Source organism: Pseudomonas sp. ES3-33 (genome assembly GCF_000952175.1).
In the GTDB taxonomy this organism is placed as follows: Bacteria; Pseudomonadota; Gammaproteobacteria; order Pseudomonadales; family Pseudomonadaceae; genus Aquipseudomonas; species Aquipseudomonas gregormendelii.
The window spans coordinates 100,288-119,885 of record NZ_JZRI01000131.1 but is presented as its reverse complement, the minus strand read 5'-3'; the positions used below and the strand labels follow the sequence as shown (position 1 = coordinate 119,885).

At 61.5% G+C, this 19,598-nt stretch carries 16 protein-coding genes; 10 read left to right on the top strand and 6 right to left on the bottom strand.

From position 1 onward, the window contains the following. Positions 1-11 precede the first annotated feature (11 nt). Together garD and UB23_RS22435 are read left to right on the top strand one after the other, a co-directional pair. On the top strand, positions 12-1,565 hold the full coding sequence (garD, locus tag UB23_RS22440) for a galactarate dehydratase (protein WP_045061479.1): 1,554 nt from the start codon (positions 12-14) through the stop codon (positions 1,563-1,565). 154 nt (positions 1,566-1,719) lie between these two features. Then, positions 1,720-2,661, top strand: coding sequence for an AEC family transporter (locus UB23_RS22435; protein ID WP_045061478.1), 942 nt, complete (start codon positions 1,720-1,722; stop codon positions 2,659-2,661). Positions 2,662-2,790: 129 nt separating this feature from the next. Here UB23_RS22435 and UB23_RS22430 read toward each other — a convergent pair whose 3' ends face one another. The 6 genes from UB23_RS22430 to gatC all read right to left on the bottom strand — a co-directional run bounded on the left by UB23_RS22430 (position 2,791) and on the right by gatC (position 8,011). Then, positions 2,791-3,171, bottom strand: coding sequence for a carboxymuconolactone decarboxylase family protein (locus tag UB23_RS22430; protein ID WP_045061477.1), 381 nt, complete (start codon positions 3,169-3,171; stop codon positions 2,791-2,793). Further along, on the bottom strand, positions 3,168-4,226 hold the full coding sequence (locus tag UB23_RS22425) for a calcium/sodium antiporter (protein WP_045061499.1): 1,059 nt from the start codon (positions 4,224-4,226) through the stop codon (positions 3,168-3,170). Before UB23_RS22425 ends, UB23_RS22430 begins: the two co-directional genes overlap by 4 nt. Positions 4,227-4,276: 50 nt before the next feature. Further along, entirely contained in the window at positions 4,277-4,651 is a 375-nt protein-coding gene (locus UB23_RS22420; protein WP_045061476.1) for a septal ring lytic transglycosylase RlpA family protein, read from the bottom strand. A 148-nt stretch (positions 4,652-4,799) separates the two neighbouring features. After that, the gene (gene gatB, locus UB23_RS22415) at positions 4,800-6,245 is read right to left on the bottom strand and encodes an Asp-tRNA(Asn)/Glu-tRNA(Gln) amidotransferase subunit GatB (RefSeq protein WP_045061475.1); all 1,446 of its coding nucleotides are present in this window, start codon (positions 6,243-6,245) and stop codon (positions 4,800-4,802) included. A gap of 10 nt (positions 6,246-6,255) precedes the next feature. Beyond that, positions 6,256-7,707: an Asp-tRNA(Asn)/Glu-tRNA(Gln) amidotransferase subunit GatA gene (gatA, locus tag UB23_RS22410; RefSeq protein ID WP_045061474.1), complete on the bottom strand. Its 1,452-nt coding sequence runs from the start codon at positions 7,705-7,707 to the stop codon at positions 6,256-6,258. Between the two features lie 16 nt (positions 7,708-7,723). Beyond that, positions 7,724-8,011, bottom strand: coding sequence for an Asp-tRNA(Asn)/Glu-tRNA(Gln) amidotransferase subunit GatC (gatC, locus tag UB23_RS22405; RefSeq protein WP_045061473.1), 288 nt, complete (start codon positions 8,009-8,011; stop codon positions 7,724-7,726). A 210-nt stretch (positions 8,012-8,221) separates the two neighbouring features. Here gatC and mreB point away from each other — a divergent pair, with 210 nt between their 5' ends. The 8 genes from mreB to tldD all read left to right on the top strand — a co-directional run bounded on the left by mreB (position 8,222) and on the right by tldD (position 19,496). Continuing rightward, a complete protein-coding gene (mreB, locus tag UB23_RS22400) occupies positions 8,222-9,259 on the top strand; it encodes a rod shape-determining protein MreB (RefSeq protein ID WP_002555108.1) in 1,038 nt (345 codons plus the stop codon). A 140-nt stretch (positions 9,260-9,399) separates the two neighbouring features. Then, positions 9,400-10,497 (top strand): rod shape-determining protein MreC, encoded by a 1,098-nt coding sequence (mreC, locus tag UB23_RS22395; protein ID WP_082069233.1) that lies wholly within the window; start codon positions 9,400-9,402, stop codon positions 10,495-10,497. Next, entirely contained in the window at positions 10,497-10,988 is a 492-nt protein-coding gene (gene mreD / locus UB23_RS22390; protein ID WP_045061471.1) for a rod shape-determining protein MreD, read from the top strand. The genes mreC and mreD overlap by 1 nt, the downstream gene beginning before the upstream one ends. Before the next feature lie 50 nt (positions 10,989-11,038). Beyond that, positions 11,039-11,635, top strand: a complete 597-nt coding sequence (locus tag UB23_RS22385) for a Maf family protein (protein ID WP_045061470.1) — start codon at positions 11,039-11,041, stop codon at positions 11,633-11,635. 57 nt (positions 11,636-11,692) lie between these two features. Next, complete coding sequence (rng, locus tag UB23_RS22380) at positions 11,693-13,150, top strand: ribonuclease G (protein WP_045061469.1); 1,458 nt, start codon at positions 11,693-11,695, stop codon at positions 13,148-13,150. 75 nt (positions 13,151-13,225) lie between these two features. Next, on the top strand, positions 13,226-17,029 hold the full coding sequence (locus UB23_RS22375) for a YhdP family protein (protein WP_045061468.1): 3,804 nt from the start codon (positions 13,226-13,228) through the stop codon (positions 17,027-17,029). 156 nt (positions 17,030-17,185) lie between these two features. Continuing rightward, entirely contained in the window at positions 17,186-18,031 is an 846-nt protein-coding gene (locus UB23_RS22370) for a carbon-nitrogen hydrolase family protein (RefSeq protein WP_045061467.1), read from the top strand. A gap of 22 nt (positions 18,032-18,053) precedes the next feature. Continuing rightward, complete coding sequence (tldD, locus tag UB23_RS22365) at positions 18,054-19,496, top strand: metalloprotease TldD (RefSeq protein WP_045061466.1); 1,443 nt, start codon at positions 18,054-18,056, stop codon at positions 19,494-19,496. The last annotated feature ends 102 nt before the right edge of the window (positions 19,497-19,598 follow it).

The window sequence follows — 19,598 nt, the reverse complement described above, 5'->3', positions numbered from 1 at the left end:
GGAGCGGCGTCATGCAGTTGATTGAACATTCCGACTCGCCGCGCTACATCCGCCTCAACGAGCGGGACAACGTGGTCGTGGTGGTTAACGATCAGGGCGTGCCGGCGGGCACAGCGTTTGCGGACGGTCTGGTAACCCTGGACTTTGTGCCGCAGAGCCATAAGGTCACCCTGGAAGACATTCCCGAGGGTGGCCAGGTGATTCGCTACGGCCAGACCATTGGCTACGCGTTGCAACCGATTCCCCGCGGCAGTTGGGTCAATGAGGATCAACTGCGCATGCCGACCGCGCCACCCCTGGACAGCCTGCCGCTGTCCACCGAAGTACCGGCGGCGCAGGCTCCGCTGGAAGGCTTTACCTTCGAGGGTTATCGCAACGCCGATGGCACCGTGGGCACGCGCAACATCCTCGGCATTACCACCACGGTGCAGTGCGTCACCGGCGTGCTCGATCATGCGGTCAAGCGCATCAAGGACGAGTTGCTGCCCAGGTATCCGCATGTCGACGACGTGGTGGCGCTGACCCATAGCTATGGCTGTGGCGTGGCGATTACCGCAACAGACGCGTACATCCCCATCCGCACCGTGCGCAACCTGGCGCGCAACCCGAATCTGGGTGGCGAGGCGCTGGTGATCAGCCTGGGCTGCGAGAAGTTGCAGGCCGGGCAGGTGATGCACGAGGGCGACAGCTCGGTAGACCTGAGCGACCCGTGGTTGTACCGCCTGCAGGATTCCAGTCACGGGTTCACCGAGATGATCGAGCAGATCATGGCGCTGGCCGAGACTCGCTTGAAAAAGCTCGACCAGCGTCGTCGCGAAACCGTGCCGGCGTCCGAGCTGATTCTGGGCATGCAGTGCGGCGGCAGCGATGCGTTTTCCGGGATCACCGCCAATCCGGCCCTGGGCTACGCCTCGGACTTGTTGCTGCGGGCCGGTGCCACGGTGATGTTCTCCGAAGTCACCGAGGTGCGCGACGCGATCTACCTGCTGACCTCCCGCGCTGAAACCGAGGAAGTGGCGCAGGAACTGGTGCGGGAAATGGACTGGTACGACCGATACCTGGCCAAGGGCGAAGCGGATCGCAGTGCCAACACCACGCCGGGTAACAAGAAAGGCGGGTTGTCGAACATTGTCGAGAAGTCGCTGGGCTCGATCGTCAAGTCCGGCAGCAGCGCGATCAATGGCGTGCTGGGCCCTGGCGAACGCTTCAAGCGCAAAGGCCTGATTTTCTGCGCGACCCCGGCCAGTGATTTTGTCTGCGGGACCTTGCAGCTGGCGGCCGGGATGAACCTGCACGTATTCACCACCGGGCGCGGTACCCCGTATGGTCTGGCGATGGCGCCGGTAGTGAAGGTCTCGACCCGCACCGAGCTGGCGCAACGCTGGCCTGACCTCATCGATATCGACGCCGGGCGGATTGCGACAGGGCGGGCTTCGATCGAGGACCTGGGGTGGGAGTTGTTCCGCTATTACCTGGATGTTGCCAGCGGCAAGAAACAGACATGGGCCGAGCAGCACAAGCTGCATAACGACATCACCTTGTTCAACCCAGCGCCGATTACCTGAGGCCGAGTTGCCTGAAAAAGATCGCAGCCTGCGGCAGCTCCTACATTGGAATACTCTGTAGGAGCTGCCGCAGGCTGCGATCTTTTGATCTTAATGTGCTCGGGGTGGCTTATCATTAGCCACCTAACGACGCTCACCCAAGGTTAATTCCGGCATGCTGGCAATCTTCCTCGAAACCCTGAACATCACCGCCCCGGTGTTTGCCATGCTGTTTCTGGGTGTGCTGCTCAAACGCATCGACTGGATCAACGACAACTTTATCCACACCGCATCGGCCCTGGTGTTCAACGTCACCATGCCGGCGCTGCTGTTCCTGGGCATCCTGCATGCCGACCTGCATGCCGCCCTGCAACCGGAACTGCTGATCTATTTCTCGGTGGCGACACTGGTGTGTTTCGCCATCGCCTGGGGCTGGGCGATCTGGAAATGTCCGCGGGAAGATCGCGGGATCTACACCCAGGGCGCATTCCGCGGTAACAACGGGGTGATCGGCCTGGCGCTGGCGGCGAGCATGTACGGCGACTACGGGATTTCCCTTGGGGCGATTCTCGCGGCGCTGGTGATCCTGTTCTACAACACCCTCTCGACTATCGTCCTGGCGGTGTACAGCCCGGTGATCAAGTCCGACCCCTGGAGTATCTTCAAGAGCGTGATGATCAACCCGTTGATCATCAGCGTGATTGCAGCGGCACCCTTTGCCTATTTCAAGATCGGCCTGCCGGGCTGGCTGGAAACCTCCGGGCAGTACCTGGCGCAGACCACTTTGCCCCTGGCCCTGATCTGCATTGGCGGCACCCTTTCGCTGGCAGCGATGCGAAAAAGTGGCTCGATGGCGCTCAGTTCCAGCCTGGTCAAGATGATCGGCCTGCCGGTACTGGCGACGCTGGGCGCGTGGCTGTGGGGGTTTCGCGGGGCGGAACTGGGGATTTTGTTCCTGTACTTCGGCAGCCCGACCGCTGCAGCCAGTTTTGTCATGGCTCGCCAGGCCAATGGCAACCATGAGCTGGCGGCAGCGATCATTGTCATCACCACGTTGATGGCGGCGGTGACCACCAATGTCGGGATCTTTTTGTTGCAGTGGGGCGGGTGGATTTAGCCCAGGGGGTTGCGGCGTTCTCCAGGGCCTCATCACGAGCAGGCTCGCTCCCACATTTGGAATGCATTCCCCTGTGGGAGCGAGCCTGCTCGCGATGGCGGCAGACCTGTCACCACAACTTTCGAATATTCATTCCGGCTTCTGGTAAGTATCAATCACTTCCTGCGCCGCCCTGAACGCATCGATGGCCGCCGGTACTCCTGCATACACCGCACAATGCAACAGCGCCTCGCGAATCTCTTCCACTGTGCAGCCATTGTTCAACGCCCCGCGCACGTGCCCCTTCAATTCCTGCGGACACTTGAGTGCGGTCAGCGCGGCAAGGGTGATCAGGCTGCGGGTTTTCAGCGGCAGGCCCTCGCGATTCCATACGCTGCCCCATGCGTGCTCGTTGACGAAGTCCTGCAGCGGCTGGGTAAAATCGGTGGCATTGCCCAGTGCGCGATCGACAAAAGCATCGCCCATCACTTGCCGACGCACTTCAACGCCGGGTTTTTTATTGTCGGTCATGGCACTTCCTTTTTGTGGTGTTGGCGACGCCAGGCGAGCAGTGACGTAAGCAGTACAAACGCCCCCAGGGCCGGCAGGACGAAAAACAGCATCAGGTGTTCAAGCTTGCCGGCCAGCGGCATGCCGGTGGTGAAGGACACCACATGCAGGCCGTAGGCCAGGTACAGCCCCAGGAAAACCAGGCCTTCGGCACGCGTCACCCGGTAACCGGAGTAGAAGATTGGCAGGCATAGCGCCGCGACGCCGAGCATCACCGGCAGGTCGAAATCCAGGGCGTTGGGCGAGACCGACAAGGGCGTCGGAGCAATCAGCGCCGTGACGCCGAGCACGCCCAGCAGGTTGAACAGGTTGCTGCCAATGACGTTGCCCACGGCAATTTCACGCTGGCCGCGCAAGGCCGCAATCAACGAGGTGGCCAATTCCGGCAGGGAAGTGCTGATGGCCACGATGGTCAGGCCGATGATCCGTTCCGAGAGCCCAAGATCAGTCGCGACCGCGACCGCAGCGCCCAGTAGCAAGTGGCCGGCATACACCAGCATCCCCAGGCCGGCGACGATCATCAGCAGGCTGCTGAACCAGGGCGCCTGGCGAGTTTCATCGTGAGGTGGCGGCCGCGTCGAGTGGCGCGACTGGCGCAACAACAGGCCCAGGTACACCATCAGCGCGGCCAGCAGCACCATGCCGTCGAAGCGGGTCAGTTCTTCATTCCAGGCGAGTATGAAGACCAGCAGGCTGGCGCCGATCATCAGTGGAATATCCAGGCGCACCAACTGCCGGGACACCCGCAGCGGGATAATCAGCGCCGACAGGCCAAGCGTTACCAGGATGTTGAAAATGCTGCTGCCGATGACGCTGCCCACTGCGATGTCGACGTTCTGTGCCAGGGTCGCCTGCAGGCTGATGGCCATTTGTGGTGCGCTGCTGCCGAGGGCGACGATGGTCAGGCCGATGATCAGCGGCCGCACGTGCAGGCGTGCGGCCAGGCGTACGGCGGCCCGCACCATCAGCTCGGCGCCGGCGATCAGTAGAACCAGGCCGCTGAGCAATTCAATCACGTTGATCAGGGGCAAATCTGCAAGTCCGAAAATGGTCGGCGCTCCAGCTGTCAGTCGTCGAGGGCTTGCACACGCACCCGGGCGGTCCCGCTTCTGAGCATGCCCAGGCGTGCGGCAGCCTCGTGGGAAAGGTCAATCAGTCGCCCACGGGTGTGCGGCCCGCGGTCATTGATGCGGACCACGCAAGACTTGTCGTTGCTCAGGTTGGTGACCTTCACCCGCGTACCGAAGGGTAGTTGGCGATGGGCTGCGGTCAGGGAATTCTTGTTGAAACGCTCGCCACTGGCGGTGCGTTTACCTTGGTGTTTGGCGCCGTAATACGAAGCCGTGCCGGTTTTGTCGTAGCCGTGTGGATCGATGATGTCGTTGCTGGCGCAACCGGCCAACAGAGAGAGCAGGGCGCAAAGGCCGAGTAGACGCTTCATTCAAGGTTTCCCGAAAACAAATGTGGGAGCCAGCCTGCTGGCGATTGCGGAGTGTCAGACACGGATAGGGTGAATGTCAGACCGCTATCGCCAGCAGGCTGGCTCCCACAAGGAGTCGAGCCAGATTTGAAGGCTGGCTCCATTCTCATCAGCCTTCGAGCTTGCTTTTCAGCAGTTCGTTGACCTGTTGCGGGTTGGCCTTGCCTTTGGAGGCCTTCATGGCCTGGCCGACGAAGAAGCCGAACATCTTGCCGCGTTTGGCTTCGTCTGCCGCGCGGTATTGTTCGACCTGCTCGGCGTTGGCCGCGAGCATCTCGTCCAGCACCGCCGAGATCGCACCGGTGTCGGTTACTTGCTTGAGGCCGCGCTTGTCGATGATCTCGTCTGCGCTGCCTTCGCCGTTGGCCATGGCTTCAAAGACCACCTTGGCGATCTTGCCGGAGATGGTGTTGTCCTTGATGCGCAGCAGCATCCCGCCCAGTTGCTCGGCCGAGACCGGCGACTGGTCAATGTCCACGCCCTGCTTGTTCAACAGGCTGCCCAGCTCAACCATCACCCAGTTGGCCGCCAGCTTGGCGTCGCCGCTGATGCTCACGACTTTCTCGAAGTAATCGGCTTGTTCGCGACTGGTGGCCAGGACGCTGGCGTCGTAGACCGACAGACCGAACTGCTCCTGGAAACGCTCGCGCTTCTGCGGCGGCAATTCCGGCAGGGTCATGCGCACGTCGTCGAGGAACGAGTCCTCGATGACCACTGGCAGCAGGTCCGGATCCGGGAAGTAACGGTAGTCGTTGGCTTCCTCCTTGCTGCGCATCGGACGGGTTTCGTCCTTGTTAGGATCGTACAGGCGGGTCTGCTGGATCACTTTGCCGCCGTCTTCGATCAGCTCGATCTGACGCTGCACTTCGGTGTTGATCGCCTTCTCGATGAAACGGAACGAGTTGACGTTCTTGATTTCGCAGCGCGTGCCGAACTCGGCCTGGCCCTTCGGACGGATCGACACGTTGCAGTCGCAACGCAGCGAACCTTCGGCCATGTTGCCATCGCAGATGCCCAGGTAACGCACCAGTGCGTGGACAGCCTTGACGTAAGCCACGGCTTCCTTGGCACTGCGCATGTCCGGCTCGGAAACGATTTCCAGCAGCGGCGTGCCGGCGCGGTTCAGGTCGATGCCGGTGGCGCCATTGAACTCTTCGTGCAGGCTTTTACCGGCGTCTTCTTCCAGGTGCGCCCGGGTGATGCCGACGCGCTTGACCGTGCCGTCTTCCAGGGCGATGTCCAGGTGGCCCTTGCCGACAATCGGCAGTTCCATCTGGCTGATCTGGTAGCCCTTGGGCAGGTCCGGATAGAAGTAGTTTTTACGGGCGAACACGTTGTGCTGGCCGATTTCGGCATCGATGGCCAGGCCAAACATCACCGCCATGCGCACCGCTTCCTGGTTCAGTACCGGCAGGACGCCAGGCATGCCGAGGTCAACCAGGCTGGCCTGGGTGTTCGGCTCGGAACCGAAAGTGGTGGAGCTACCGGAAAAAATTTTCGACCGGGTGGTGAGCTGGGTATGAATCTCCAGCCCGATCACGACTTCCCATTGCATGTGTTTCTCCTCAGAAGCCGGTTGGGGTGCGGGTGTGCCAGTCAGTGTTCAGCTGATACTGGTGCGCAACGTTGAGCAAGCGGCCTTCCTGGAAATACGGGGCAAGCAGTTGCACGCCCACCGGCAGGCCATCGACGAAACCGGCCGGCATGGACAAGCCCGGCAAGCCGGCGAGGTTGGCGGTGATGGTGTAGACGTCTTCCAGGTAGGCAGCGACCGGGTCACTGTTCTTGGCGCCGAGCTTCCAGGCCGGGTTCGGCGTGGTTGGGCCGAGGATGATGTCGACCTCGTTGAAGGCGGCCATGAAGTCGTTTTTCACCAGGCGGCGGATCTTCTGCGCCTTCAGGTAATAGGCGTCGTAGTAGCCGGCCGACAGCGCGTAGGCGCCGACCATGATGCGGCGCTGCACTTCCGGGCCGAAACCTTCACCGCGGGAACGCTTGTACAGGTCGATCAGGTTTTTCGGGTCTTCGCAGCGATAGCCGAAACGCACCCCGTCGAAACGCGACAGGTTGGAGGAGGCTTCTGCCGGGGCGATCACGTAGTACGCAGGAATCGCGTGCTGCATGTTCGGCAGGCTGATTTCCTTGATCACGGCACCGAGCTTCTCCAGCTCCTTGATGCTGTTGTGGATCAGCTCGGCGATCCGCGGGTCCAGACCGGCGCTGAAGTATTCCTTCGGCACGCCGATGCGCAGCCCTTGCAGCGAGCCGTTGAGGCTGGCGCTGTAATCCGGCACGGGCTCGTCGATGCTGGTGGAGTCATTGGCATCGAAACCGGCCATGCCTTGCAGCAGGATCGCGCAGTCTTCGGCGGTGCGTGCCAGCGGACCGCCCTGGTCGAGACTGGAGGCGTAAGCGATCATGCCCCAGCGCGAAACACGACCGTACGTCGGTTTAAGGCCTGTGAGGTTGGTAAACGCGGCCGGCTGACGAATGGAGCCGCCGGTGTCGGTCGCGGTGGCGGCCGGCAGCAGGCGCGCGGCAACGGCCGCAGCTGAACCACCGGACGAACCGCCCGGTACGTGTTCCAGGTTCCACGGGTTTTTCACCGCGCCGTAGTAGCTCGACTCGTTGGCCGACCCCATGGCGAATTCGTCCATGTTGGTCTTGCCCAGGGTCACGGCCCCGGCAGCGGCCAGCTTGGCAACCACGGTGGCATCGTACGGCGCCTTGAAGTTGTCGAGCATCTTCGAGCCGCAGCTGGTGCGGATGCCCTGGGTGCAGAACAGGTCCTTGTGGGCGATCGGCGCGCCAAGCAGGGCGCCGCTCTCACCATTGGCCCGGCGGGCGTCAGCGGCTTTGGCCTGCTGCAGCGCGAGGTCCTCGGTGAGGCTGATGAAGCTGTTGAGCTGTGGATCGAGCTGGGCGATACGCGCCAGCAGGACCTTGGTCAGCTCTTCGGAAGAAAACTTTTTGTCGGCGAGTCCGCGGGCGATCTCGGCCAGAGTCATTTGATGCATTGCAGGCTCTTTCCCTTTAGTCGATGACTTTCGGAACCAGGTACAGGCCGTTTTCGACCGCTGGTGCGATGGACTGGTAGGCCTCGCGATGATCGGTCTCGGTCACGACGTCCGCGCGCAGGCGCTGGCTGGCTTCCAGTGGGTGGGCGAGCGGCTCGATACCGTCGGTATTGACCGCCTGCATTTCGTCGACCAGCCCGAGAATGCTGTTCAGGGCCGAAGTGATGTGTGGAAGATCGGCATCATTGAGGCCAAGGCAGGCCAGATGAGCGATTTTTTCCACGTCGGAGCGTTCAAGCGCCATGGGAATCTCCAGTGGAAAACAGAACGGACGGCGTCCGTGTGTTAGATTGTCGGAACACTACCGCATTTCTACGGTCATAAGGCCGCGATTGTGGGGGTTGGTGCACAGAAAAGCGGCCAATTTAACATATTGGCGCCTTGCCCAAAATCCCTGTCGTTGTTAGAGTTTGCCGCACTTTTTTACCCACGCGTTGCCTAGGGTCCTTTCCCCATGTTCAAGAAACTGCGTGGCATGTTTTCCAGCGATCTTTCCATTGACCTGGGCACTGCCAACACCCTTATTTACGTGCGCGAGCGCGGAATCGTTCTGAATGAGCCATCGGTTGTGGCCATTCGGACACACGGTAACCAGAAAAGTGTCGTGGCCGTCGGCACCGAGGCCAAGCGTATGCTCGGCCGTACTCCAGGAAATATTGCTGCCATTCGTCCGATGAAAGACGGCGTAATCGCCGACTTCAGCGTCTGCGAAAAGATGCTGCAGTACTTCATCAACAAGGTTCATGAAAACAGCTTTCTGCAGCCTAGCCCGCGAGTGCTGATCTGCGTTCCATGCAAATCCACCCAGGTTGAGCGTCGTGCCATCCGTGAATCGGCCCTGGGTGCCGGTGCCCGTGAAGTGTTCCTGATCGAAGAGCCGATGGCTGCTGCGATCGGCGCCGGCCTGCCGGTAGAGGAAGCTCGCGGTTCGATGGTGGTCGACATCGGTGGCGGTACCACTGAAATCGCGCTGATCTCCCTGAACGGTGTGGTCTATGCCGAATCCGTACGGGTTGGCGGCGACCGCTTCGACGAAGCGATCATCACCTACGTGCGTCGCAACTACGGCAGCCTGATCGGCGAGTCCACCGCCGAGCGCATCAAGCAGGAAATCGGTACGGCCTACCCGGGCGGCGAAGTTCGCGAAGTCGATGTTCGCGGTCGCAACCTGGCTGAAGGCGTGCCACGTGCTTTCACCCTGAACTCCAACGAAGTGCTGGAAGCTCTTCAAGAGTCCTTGGCTACCATCGTTCAGGCAGTGAAAAGCGCACTGGAGCAATCGCCTCCGGAACTGGCTTCCGACATCGCCGAGCGTGGCCTTGTGCTGACCGGTGGTGGCGCCCTGCTGCGTGACCTCGACAAGTTGCTGGCTCAGGAAACCGGCCTGCCGGTGATCGTTGCCGAAGACCCGTTGACCTGCGTTGCTCGCGGCGGTGGCCGTGCATTGGAAATGATGGATAAACACACCATGGACCTGCTCTCCAGCGAATAAGTCGCGGGGTTGCATCTATGCTGTTGAGCGCACAGGCAGCACTTTGCAGTGCTGCCTGTTGGCGTTTATCTTCTGTCAGTCTGCATCCAGGCCGGTCTGCCGTATGAATAAACAAAACATTTGCCTGGGAGGAGCGGCTTATTAAACCGCTTTTCACCAAAGGGCCTTCACTGGGCGTGCGCTTGTTGGTGCTGGTCGTGCTATCGGTCGCGCTGATGGTGGTCGATGCCCGCTTCACACTGCTCAAGCCAGTGCGTAGCCAAATGTCGCTGGTGCTGATGCAGTCCTACTGGATCACCGACCTGCCGCAGCGGTTATGGCAGGGTGTGGCCAGTCAGTTTGGCAGCCGCACCGAACTGGTCGCCGAAAACGAAAAACTCAAGACCGAAAACCTGCTGCTGCAGGGGCGCATGCAAAAGCTTGCCGCCCTGACCGAGCAGAACGTTCGGCTGCGCGAGTTGCTTAACTCCTCGGCCCTGGTCAACGAAAAAGTCGAAGTGGCCGAGTTGATCGGCATGGACCCCAATCCCTTCACCCATCGCATCATCATCAACAAGGGTGAGCGCGATGGCGTGGTCCTCGGCCAGCCGGTACTCGATGCCCGTGGCCTGATGGGGCAGGTCGTCGAGTTGATGCCCTATACCTCCCGCGTGTTGCTGCTGACCGATACCACCCACAGCATTCCGGTGCAGGTCAATCGCAACGGCCTGCGCGCAATCGCCAGCGGCACCGGTAACCCGGAACGCCTGGAACTGCGCCATGTGGCCGATACGGCCGACATCAAGGAAGGCGACCTGCTGGTCAGTTCCGGCTTGGGCCAGCGGTTCCCGGCCGGTTACCCGGTGGCGACGGTCAAGGAAGTAATCCATGACTCCGGCCAGCCATTTGCCATCGTTCGCGCCGTGCCCACCGCCGCATTGAACCGCAGCCGTTACCTGCTGCTGGTGTTCAGCGACGGGCGCACGGCCGAAGAGCGTGCCAATGAAGCGGCCCAGGCCCAGGAAACCCTGGACCAGTACGGTGGCGGCCCGATGATTCCTGCCACGGTGCCCAAACCCGCCATAGTCCCGGCAGCAGCAGCAGCTGCGCCTGCGGCTCCCGCTGTGCCGGCGGTCGTCGCGCCGGTGGCGCCTGCCGCCACGACCCCGGTGAAGCCTGTGGTGACAAAGCCGCCGGTCACCAGGCCTGCTGCCAAACCGCCTGTCTCTGCACCGGCTAACACTGGGGGACGAGAATAATGGTCGGTACGACTGCATCCCGAAACGGCTGGATCGTCTGGCTGACCTTCGCCATCGGCATGCTGCTCAGCGTTTCACCGCTGCCGCAGTTCATGGAAATCCTGCGCCCATTGTGGCTGGCATTGCTGCTGGCCTTCTGGGCACTGGCGATGCCGCAGAAAGTCGGCATGGTCACCGCATGGTGCCTGGGTCTGGCCGAGGACGTGCTCTATGGCACGCTGCTGGGCCAGAACGCCTTGATTCTCACGCTCATCACCTTTCTGGTGCTGTCGCTGCAACAACGCCTGCGGATGTTCCCTATGTGGCAGCAGAGCCTGGTGATACTGGTGATCTTCGGCCTGGCCCAACTGGTTCAGCTATGGCTCAGCGCCCTCACCGGTAATCGCCAGCCGACACTGGCGCTGGTATTGCCCGCTCTGGTCAGTGCCCTGCTGTGGCCGTGGATCAGCTACGGTTTGCGCGGGCTGCGTCGACGCTACAAGATCAACTAAATCGGTCAGGCATTTGCCCGCACGGGTGTACTGGACAGGGAGATGTCGTGATGAAACAGCTATTTCTCGCCTCAGGCTCGCCACGTCGGCGTGAGTTGCTCACGCAGATTGGCGTGCCGTTTTCCGCCATCAGTGCGGACATCGATGAAACCCCCTTGAATGACGAATCCCCTTCGGCCTACGTCGAGCGCCTGGCGCGAGGCAAGGCCGAGGCCGGGCGTGATGCTGTCGTGTGCGCCGCAGATTATTGCGTGCTGGGTGCCGACACCGCCGTAGTGCTGGACGGGAAAATTCTTGGCAAGCCGGTGGACGAAGCTGACGCATGCGCCATGCTTATGATGTTGTCCGGTCGCGAGCATGAAGTTCTGACAGGTATCGCCGTGCTGGATGGCGCGCGTTGCGAATCCCGGGTGATCCGTAGCCTGGTACGTTTTCGCCGCATTGAAGCGCCAGAAGCGGCGGCCTACTGGGCCAGCGGCGAACCCCGTGACAAGGCCGGCGGTTATGGCATCCAGGGGCTCGGCGCGGTGTTCGTGGCGGGGCTGGATGGCAGCTACTCGGCGGTGGTTGGCTTGCCACTGTGCGAAACCGCAGAACTGCTGGGCCATTTCGGCATACCCTGTTGGCAAACCCTTAACGCGCTCTGAGCGTCGTACTGACAAGATGCGGCCATTATCGTGAAAATGCCTGAACGAGACCCTGCCATGAGTGAAGAGATCCTGATCAACATCACGCCGATGGAATCGCGCGTGGCGGTGGTTGAAAACGGTGTTCTGCAAGAGGTTCACGTCGAGCGCACTCAAAAGCGCGGGATTGTCGGCAACATCTACAAGGGCAAGGTCGTTCGGGTATTGCCGGGGATGCAGGCGGCTTTTGTCGACATCGGCCTTGATCGGGCAGCGTTCATCCATGCCTCGGAGATTTCCCTGCGCGAAGGGCCTGCGGTTGAGAGCATCAGCGCACTGGTTCACGAAGGCCAGAGCCTGGTGGTGCAGGTCACCAAGGACCCGATCGGCTCCAAAGGCGCACGCCTGACCACCCAGCTCTCGATTCCGTCGCGATACCTGGTGTACATGCCGCGTACGGCACATGTCGGCATCTCCCTGAAAATCGAGGACGAAGGCGAGCGTGAACGGCTCAAGCAGGTAGTCACCGACTGCGTGGCCAGGGAAGGGATCAAGGAAGCGGGCGGCTTCATTCTGCGCACGGCTGCAGAAGGTGCCGGTGCCGATGAAATCCTCATGGACATCCGTTACCTGCGCAGGCTCTGGGATCAGATCAACGAGCAGATCAAGACCATCGGCGCGCCGAGCGTGATCTACGAAGACCTTGGCCTGGCGCTGCGCACCTTGCGCGACCTGGTCAGCCCGAAGATCGAAAAAATCCGCATCGACTCTCGGGAAACTTTCCAGAAAACCACGCAGTTCGTCGCTGAATTGATGCCGGAAATTGCTGATCGCCTGGAGCACTACCCGGGTGAACGGCCGATTTTCGACCTGTACGGCGTCGAAGATGAAATCCAGAAGGCCCTCGAGCGCAAGGTCCCGCTAAAATCCGGTGGTTACCTGGTGGTCGATCCGGCGGAAGCCATGAGCACCATCGACGTCAACACCGGGGCTTTTGTCGGGCATCGCAACCTCGAAGAAACCATCTTCAAGACCAACCTGGAAGCGGCCACCGCTATCGCTCGTCAACTGCGCCTGCGCAACCTGGGCGGGATTATCATCATCGACTTCATCGACATGGAAGACGAAGAGCACCAGCGCCAGGTCCTGCGTACCCTCGAAAAACAGCTGGAGCGCGACCACGCCAAGACCAACATCATCGGCATCACCGAGCTGGGCCTGGTGCAGATGACCCGCAAGCGTACCCGTGAAAGTCTCGAACAGGTGCTGTGCGAACCTTGCAGCAGCTGCCAGGGCCGGGGCAAGCTGAAGACGCCGGAAACCGTCTGCTATGAAATTTTCCGGGAAATCCTGCGGGAGGCTCGCGCCTATCAGGCCGAAGGCTATCGTGTATTGGCGAACCAGAAAGTTGTCGACCGCCTGCTGGATGAGGAGTCCGGCAATGTCGCCGAACTCGAAGGATTTATCGGCCGCACCATCCGGTTTCAGGTGGAAACCATGTATTCACAGGAACAATACGACGTGGTGCTGCTCTGAACCCTTACGTCGTCAATCACCTGGAACAGCTGGCCTCAGCTTTCTGCAGTTTTAACGCCATGGGAGCCAACTGACATGGACCGTCTGACACGCATTTTGGCCGCACTGACCCGCTGGGGTCTGGGCCTGTGCGCGTTGGCTTTGGTGCTGATGGCGCTCTACGTCAGCCTTGGGCGGGAACTGACGCCGCTGGTGGCCGAATACCGGGCCGAGGTCGAGGCCAAGGCCAGCACTGCGTTGGGTATGCCGCTGCACATCGGTAAACTGGAAGGTAACTGGAGCGGTTTTGCGCCGATCCTGCTGGCCCATGACGTGATGCTCGGCGAAGGGGCAAACGCTCTGCGCCTGGACCAGGTGCGCGCGGTGCCGGATATCTGGGCCAGCCTGCTGGCCCGCGAAGTACGCCTGGCCCATCTCGAACTCAACGGCCTGAAGATCAGCCTCAAGGAAGGCGAGGATGGCCATTGGGCGCTGGAAGGATTGCCCGTCCAGCAGGATCAGCCGCTGGACCCTGAACAACTGCTCAACCGCATGCAGTTGGTCCAGCAGCTTTCGGTCCTTGATAGCCAGGTGACCTTGCAGCCGCTGGATCATGTGCCGCTCACCCTGACGTATGTCGGCATGAGCCTCAAGACCGGCAGCTCCCGACAGCGGCTCGATGCCCGGCTGACATTGCCGGATGGCCAGCCATTGGCCCTGAGCCTGCGCACTCGGCTGCAGGCCAGCGACTGGAAGAACGGTGCAGCGGACGCCTATCTCAGCCTGCCGCAAAGTGACTGGTCGAAGTGGCTGCCGGAGCGTCTGACCCGGCACTGGAATTTCACCGAGATCAAGGCCGGCGGCGAGCTGTGGGTAAACTGGAGCAAGGGCGCGCTGCAGAGCGCTGCCGTGCGTCTGAACGCGCCGCAAATCAAAGGTGCCTACGCCGAGCGCAAGCCGATCCAGATCAGCAACCTGGCACTCAACGCCTATTTCCAGCGTGACGCTGCGGGTGCGCTGGTCACACTCGACTCCTTGGCCATGAACTTCGGCGAAACTCGTTGGGAATCGCGCCTGCAACTCAAGCAGAGCGGGGCCAGTGATAACACCCCGGAACTGTGGCACCTGCAGGCCGATCGCCTCGACCTTACGCCGCTCACGCCGCTGTTGAATGCGCTGGGCCCCTTGCCTGAAGGCGTCGCCACGGCGGTCGAGCGACTTAAAGTGACGGGTAGCCTGCGTAATGTACTGCTCGACTTCCGGCCAGCGGCCACGGACGACAGCAAAATCAGCTTTGCCGCCAACCTCGACCGGGTAGGCTTCAATGCCTATCACGGTGCACCGGCGGCGCGAAATGTCAGTGGCAGTATCAGTGGCGACCTGGGGCAGGGCGAGTTGCGCATGGACAGCAAGGACTTTTCCCTGCACCTGGACCCGATCTTCGCCAAGCCCTGGCAGTACCTCCAGGCCAACGCCAAGCTGACCTGGAAAATTGATAAAGAAGCCTTCACCCTGACCGCGCCCTACCTGAAGGTGTTGGGCGAGGAGGGCAAGATTGCCGGCGACTTCCTGATCCGCCTGCATTTCGATCATTCCCAGGAAGATTACATGGACCTGCGGGTCGGCCTGGTGGACGGTGATGGTAAATACACTGCCAAGTACCTGCCGACGGTATTGAGCCCGGCGCTGGACGAATGGCTGCGCACCGCGATTCTCAGGGGCGCGGTAGACGAAGGTTTCTTCCAGTACCAGGGCTCGCTGGCCCACGGCGCTGCAGAAGCCGATCGCAGCATCAGCCTGTTCTTCAAGGTTCATGACACAGAACTGGCCTTCCAGCCAGGCTGGCCGCATGTCAGCAAGGTCAGTGGCGATGTGTTCATCGAGGACAGCGGGGTGCGGATTCTTGCCAGCAAAGGGCAGTTGCTCGACACCCAGGTTCGCGATATCTACGTCGAAATTCCCCATGCGGCTGCCGGCAAAAGCAGTCACCTGCTGCTCGACGGCGCTTTTGCCGGGGGGCTGGGCGATGGCCTGAAAATTCTCCAGACCGCGCCGATCGGTACCGCGCAGACCTTTGCCGGCTGGGAAGGCGAGGGCGACCTGCAGGGCAAGCTGAAGCTGGATATTCCGCTGGCCAAGGGCGAGCTGCCGAAAATCCTGGTCGACTTCAAGACCGCCAAGGCGCGCCTGAAATTGAGCGAGCCGGCGCTGGAATTGACCCAGCTCAAGGGTGATTTCCGCTTCGACAGCACCAAGGGCCTTAGCGGTCAGAACATCACGGCACGGGCCTTTGATAAGCCGGTCTCCGCGCAGATCTTTGCCGATGGCAGTGCCGGCAATCTCAAAACCCGGGTGATGGCGGCGGGCCAGGTCGAGGTGAAAAAACTCACTGACTGGTTGAGCGTGACCCAGCCGTTGCCGGTCACCGGTGTGATTCCCTATCAACTGCAACTCAACCTTGGCGGAGCCGACAGCCAGTTACTGGTCAGCTCCAACCTCAAGGGCGTTGCCATCGATCTGCCTGCGCCGTTTGGCATGGCGGCGAATGTGGGGCGCGACACCACGTTCCGCATGACCCTGCAGGGTGAGGATCGGCGTTACTGGGTCAATTACGGCGAGCTGGCGAACTTCACCTATGAAGCGCCCGTCAGCAATTTCGCCGAAGGTCGTGGCGAACTGCTGCTGGGTGGCGGTCAGGCCGTCGTGCCGGGTGCCAAGGGCCTGCGAGTGCGCGGTTCGCTATCGGAACTGGACGTCGGGCCCTGGAAGGACCTGGCAGACAAATATGCCGGCAAGGATCCTGGCGGCAGTGCCAAGCAGTTGCTCAGCAGCGCCGACCTGAAGATCGGCAAACTCACCGCCATGGGCACGACGCTGGATCAGGCATCGGTGCAGTTGAACCGCAGGCCGGCCTCGTGGGCTTTGCAGCTCGACAGCCAGCAGGTCAAGGGCACGGTCGCCATCCCTGACGCCAAAGGTGCGCCGATTGCCATCAACCTGCAGTACGTGAAGTTGCCAGCGCCCGATCCGACGGTCCTCGCCGATGAGAACTCGCCGGACCCGCTGGCCACCGTGGACCCGACAAAGATTCCGGCGCTGGATGTCACGATCAACCAGCTGTTCCAGGGCAAGGACCTGGTTGGCGCCTGGTCGCTGAAGGTCCGCCCCACAGCCAAAGGCATTGCCCTCAACACCCTGGACCTGGGCCTCAAGGGCATCCTGCTGCAGGGCAGCGGTGGCTGGGAAGGCACACCGGGCGCATCGAGCAGCTGGTACAAGGGTCGGATCAGCGGCAAGAATCTCGCCGACGTACTGAAGGGTTGGGGATTCGCGCCGAGTGTCACCAGTGAAAACTTTCACATGGACGTCGACGGTCGCTGGCCTGGTTCGCCAGCCTGGCTGGCCACCAAGCGCTTCTCCGGCACCCTCGATGCGTCGCTGAACAAAGGCCAGTTCGTCGAAGTTGATGGCGGCGCCCAGGCGTTGCGGGTATTTGGCCTGCTGAACTTCAACTCCATCGGCCGTCGCCTGCGCCTGGACTTTTCCGACCTGTTCGGCAAAGGCTTGAGCTACGATCGGGTCAAGGGACTGCTGGTCGCAAGTGATGGGGTCTTCGTCACCCGCGAGCCGATCCTGATGACTGGCCCATCGAGCAACATCGAGTTGAACGGCACCCTGGACCTGGTGGGCGACAAGGTTGATGCCAAGTTGCTGGTGACCTTGCCGGTGACCAATAACCTGCCAATTGCCGCGCTGATTGTCGGCGCACCGGCCATCGGCGGCGCGCTGTTCCTGATCGACAAGTTGATCGGCGACCGCGTGGCGCGTTTCGCCAGCGTCAAGTACACCGTCAAGGGGCCGTGGAAAGAACCGAAAATCACTTTCGACAAGCCTTTTTGAAATCATCAGCCAGGCTCGATGGAGTAGCATGGCCCCTGTAGGAGCTGCCGCAGGCAGCGATCTTTTGACCTTGGCGATTTTAAAATCAACATCAAAAGATCGCAGCCTGCGGCAGCTCCTACGGGGTATGTTTCGATTTCACGATAGGAATACGTCATGTCATTTGCGGTGATTCAAATGGTCAGCCAAAGCGATGTGCTGGCCAATCTGGCCCAGGCCCGCCGCTTGCTCGAAGAGGCCGCCGCAGCTGGCGCGCGCCTCGCCGTGCTGCCAGAAAACTTCGCCGCCATGGGCCGCCGTGATATCGCTGACATCGGGCGCGCCGAGGCGTTGGGCGAAGGTCCGATCCTGCCATGGTTGAAACAGACCGCCCTCGACCTCAAGTTATGGATAGTGGCCGGCACATTGCCGCTGCCGCCGGTGGATCAGCCAACGGCCAAAGTGCACGCCTGCTCGTTGCTGGTCAATGACCAGGGCGAGACGGTGGCGCGCTACGACAAGCTGCACCTGTTCGATGTGGATGTGGCAGACAACCGCGGGCGTTATCGCGAATCCGATGACTATGCTTATGGCAGTGGTGTCGTGGTAGCGGATACGCCAGTCGGCCGGGTCGGCCTGACGGTGTGTTATGACCTGCGTTTTCCAGAGCTGTACAGCGAATTGCGGGCTGCCGGCGCGGAGTTGATTACCGCACCTTCAGCCTTCACTGCGGTGACGGGCGCGGCGCACTGGGAGGTGCTGATTCGCGCACGGGCCATCGAGACACAGTGTTACGTGCTCGCGGCAGCCCAGGGTGGAACTCATCCGGGACCGCGCGAAACCTGGGGGCACGCCGCCATCATCGATCCTTGGGGGCGTGTGCTGGCCCAGCAGGATCAAGGCGAGGCCGTGCTGCTGGCCGAGCGCGATAGTAGCGAACAGGCGTCCATCAGGGCGCGGATGCCGGTGTCCAGTCACCGGCGCTTTTTCTCGCAGGGCGCACAGCGACCTGCCTCGCAATGAACGAATTTAAGGCGCAAAGCATATGAGCGAGTTGTTGTCCTCAGTCAGTGAACACCTCCTGGCACCTGGCGGCGTAACCATCGAGAGCCTGCAAGGTGTGCTCGGCGATCTCGCCGGCCCGGGCATCGATGCCGCCGACCTGTACTTCCAGGGACAGATCTCCGAGTCCTGGGCGCTGGAAGACGGCATCGTCAAGGAAGGCAGCTTCAACCTCGACCAGGGCGTTGGCGTGCGCGCGCAGTCCGGTGAAAAAACCGGCTTTGCCTACAGCAACGCCATCACCCTCGAAGCCCTGGGCGCAGCGGCCCGTGCCGCGCGTTCGATCTCCCGTGCCGGCCAGAATGGCAGCGTGCAGGCTTTTACTACCCAGGACGTCGCCCAGTTGTACGGGCCGGATAACCCGCTGGAAGTGATGAGCCGTGCCGAGAAAGTCGAGTTGCTCAAGCGCATCGACGTCGCAACCCGTGCTCTCGATCCGCGCATCCAGCAAGTCACTGTGAGCATGGCCGGTGTGTGGGAGCGCATTCTGGTGGCTTCCACCGACGGCGGCCTGGCAGCGGATGTACGTCCACTGGTGCGCTTCAACGTCAGCGTGATCGTCGAGCAGAACGGTCGCCGCGAGCGCGGTGGCCATGGCGGCGGCGGTCGTACCGACTACCGTTATTTCCTCAGTGATGACCGCGCCATGGGCTACGCCCGCGAAGCGCTGCGTCAGGCGCTGGTGAACCTGGAAGCCATTCCGGCACCGGCCGGCACCTTGCCGGTCGTACTGGGCTCGGGCTGGTCCGGTGTGTTACTGCACGAGGCGGTTGGTCACGGCCTGGAAGGCGACTTCAATCGCAAGGGCAGCTCCGCCTATAGCGGACGCATGGGCGAGATGGTTGCCTCCAAGCTGTGCACCATCGTCGATGATGGCACCCTGGCCGGTCGTCGCGGCTCGCTGAGCGTCGACGATGAAGGCACTCCGACCGAGTGCACCACGTTGATTGAAAACGGCGTGCTCAAGGGCTACATGCAGGACAAGCTCAACGCGCGCCTGATGGGCGTGGCCCGCACTGGCAACGGTCGACGTGAATCCTACGCGCACCTGCCGATGCCGCGCATGACCAATACCTACATGCTGGCAGGCGAGAGTGATCCGCAGGAGATCATTGCCTCGGTGAAACGCGGCATCTACTGCGCCAACCTCGGCGGTGGCCAGGTCGACATCACCAGTGGCAAGTTTGTGTTCTCCACCAGCGAGGCGTACCTGATCGAGGACGGCAAGATTACCGCGCCGGTCAAAGGCGCAACCCTGATCGGTAACGGGCCGGAGGCGATGAGCAAGGTGTCGATGGTCGGCAACGACCTGTCGCTGGACAGCGGCGTCGGAACCTGTGGCAAGGATGGGCAGTCGGTGCCGGTCGGTGTCGGCCAGCCAACGCTGAAGATTGATGCAATCACTGTGGGTGGCACAGGATCGTAAGGAACACGTGTTCCGTGCAGGAGCTGCCGCAGGCTGCGATCTTTTGCTTTTACAAGATCAAAAGATCGCCGCCTTTGGCAGCTCCTACCTCGGATGGGTTGT

What these genes read in the sequence shown, in the direction of transcription:
- UB23_RS22430 (WP_045061477.1), bottom strand. Translation starts at nt 3,171, where the DNA reads ATGACCGACAATAAAAAACCCGGCGTTGAAGTGCGTCGGCAAGTGATG.
- UB23_RS22370 (WP_045061467.1), top strand. Translation starts at nt 17,186, where the DNA reads ATGTCATTTGCGGTGATTCAAATGGTCAGCCAAAGCGATGTGCTGGCC.
- gatA (WP_045061474.1), bottom strand. Translation starts at nt 7,707, where the DNA reads ATGCATCAAATGACTCTGGCCGAGATCGCCCGCGGACTCGCCGACAAA.
- gatB (WP_045061475.1), bottom strand. Translation starts at nt 6,245, where the DNA reads ATGCAATGGGAAGTCGTGATCGGGCTGGAGATTCATACCCAGCTCACC.
- UB23_RS22375 (WP_045061468.1), top strand. Translation starts at nt 13,226, where the DNA reads ATGGACCGTCTGACACGCATTTTGGCCGCACTGACCCGCTGGGGTCTG.
- gatC (WP_045061473.1), bottom strand. Translation starts at nt 8,011, where the DNA reads ATGGCGCTTGAACGCTCCGACGTGGAAAAAATCGCTCATCTGGCCTGC.
- garD (WP_045061479.1), top strand. Translation starts at nt 12, where the DNA reads ATGCAGTTGATTGAACATTCCGACTCGCCGCGCTACATCCGCCTCAAC.
- rng (WP_045061469.1), top strand. Translation starts at nt 11,693, where the DNA reads ATGAGTGAAGAGATCCTGATCAACATCACGCCGATGGAATCGCGCGTG.
- UB23_RS22385 (WP_045061470.1), top strand. Translation starts at nt 11,039, where the DNA reads ATGAAACAGCTATTTCTCGCCTCAGGCTCGCCACGTCGGCGTGAGTTG.
- mreB (WP_002555108.1), top strand. Translation starts at nt 8,222, where the DNA reads ATGTTCAAGAAACTGCGTGGCATGTTTTCCAGCGATCTTTCCATTGAC.
- tldD (WP_045061466.1), top strand. Translation starts at nt 18,054, where the DNA reads ATGAGCGAGTTGTTGTCCTCAGTCAGTGAACACCTCCTGGCACCTGGC.
- mreD (WP_045061471.1), top strand. Translation starts at nt 10,497, where the DNA reads ATGGTCGGTACGACTGCATCCCGAAACGGCTGGATCGTCTGGCTGACC.
- UB23_RS22420 (WP_045061476.1), bottom strand. Translation starts at nt 4,651, where the DNA reads ATGAAGCGTCTACTCGGCCTTTGCGCCCTGCTCTCTCTGTTGGCCGGT.
- UB23_RS22435 (WP_045061478.1), top strand. Translation starts at nt 1,720, where the DNA reads ATGCTGGCAATCTTCCTCGAAACCCTGAACATCACCGCCCCGGTGTTT.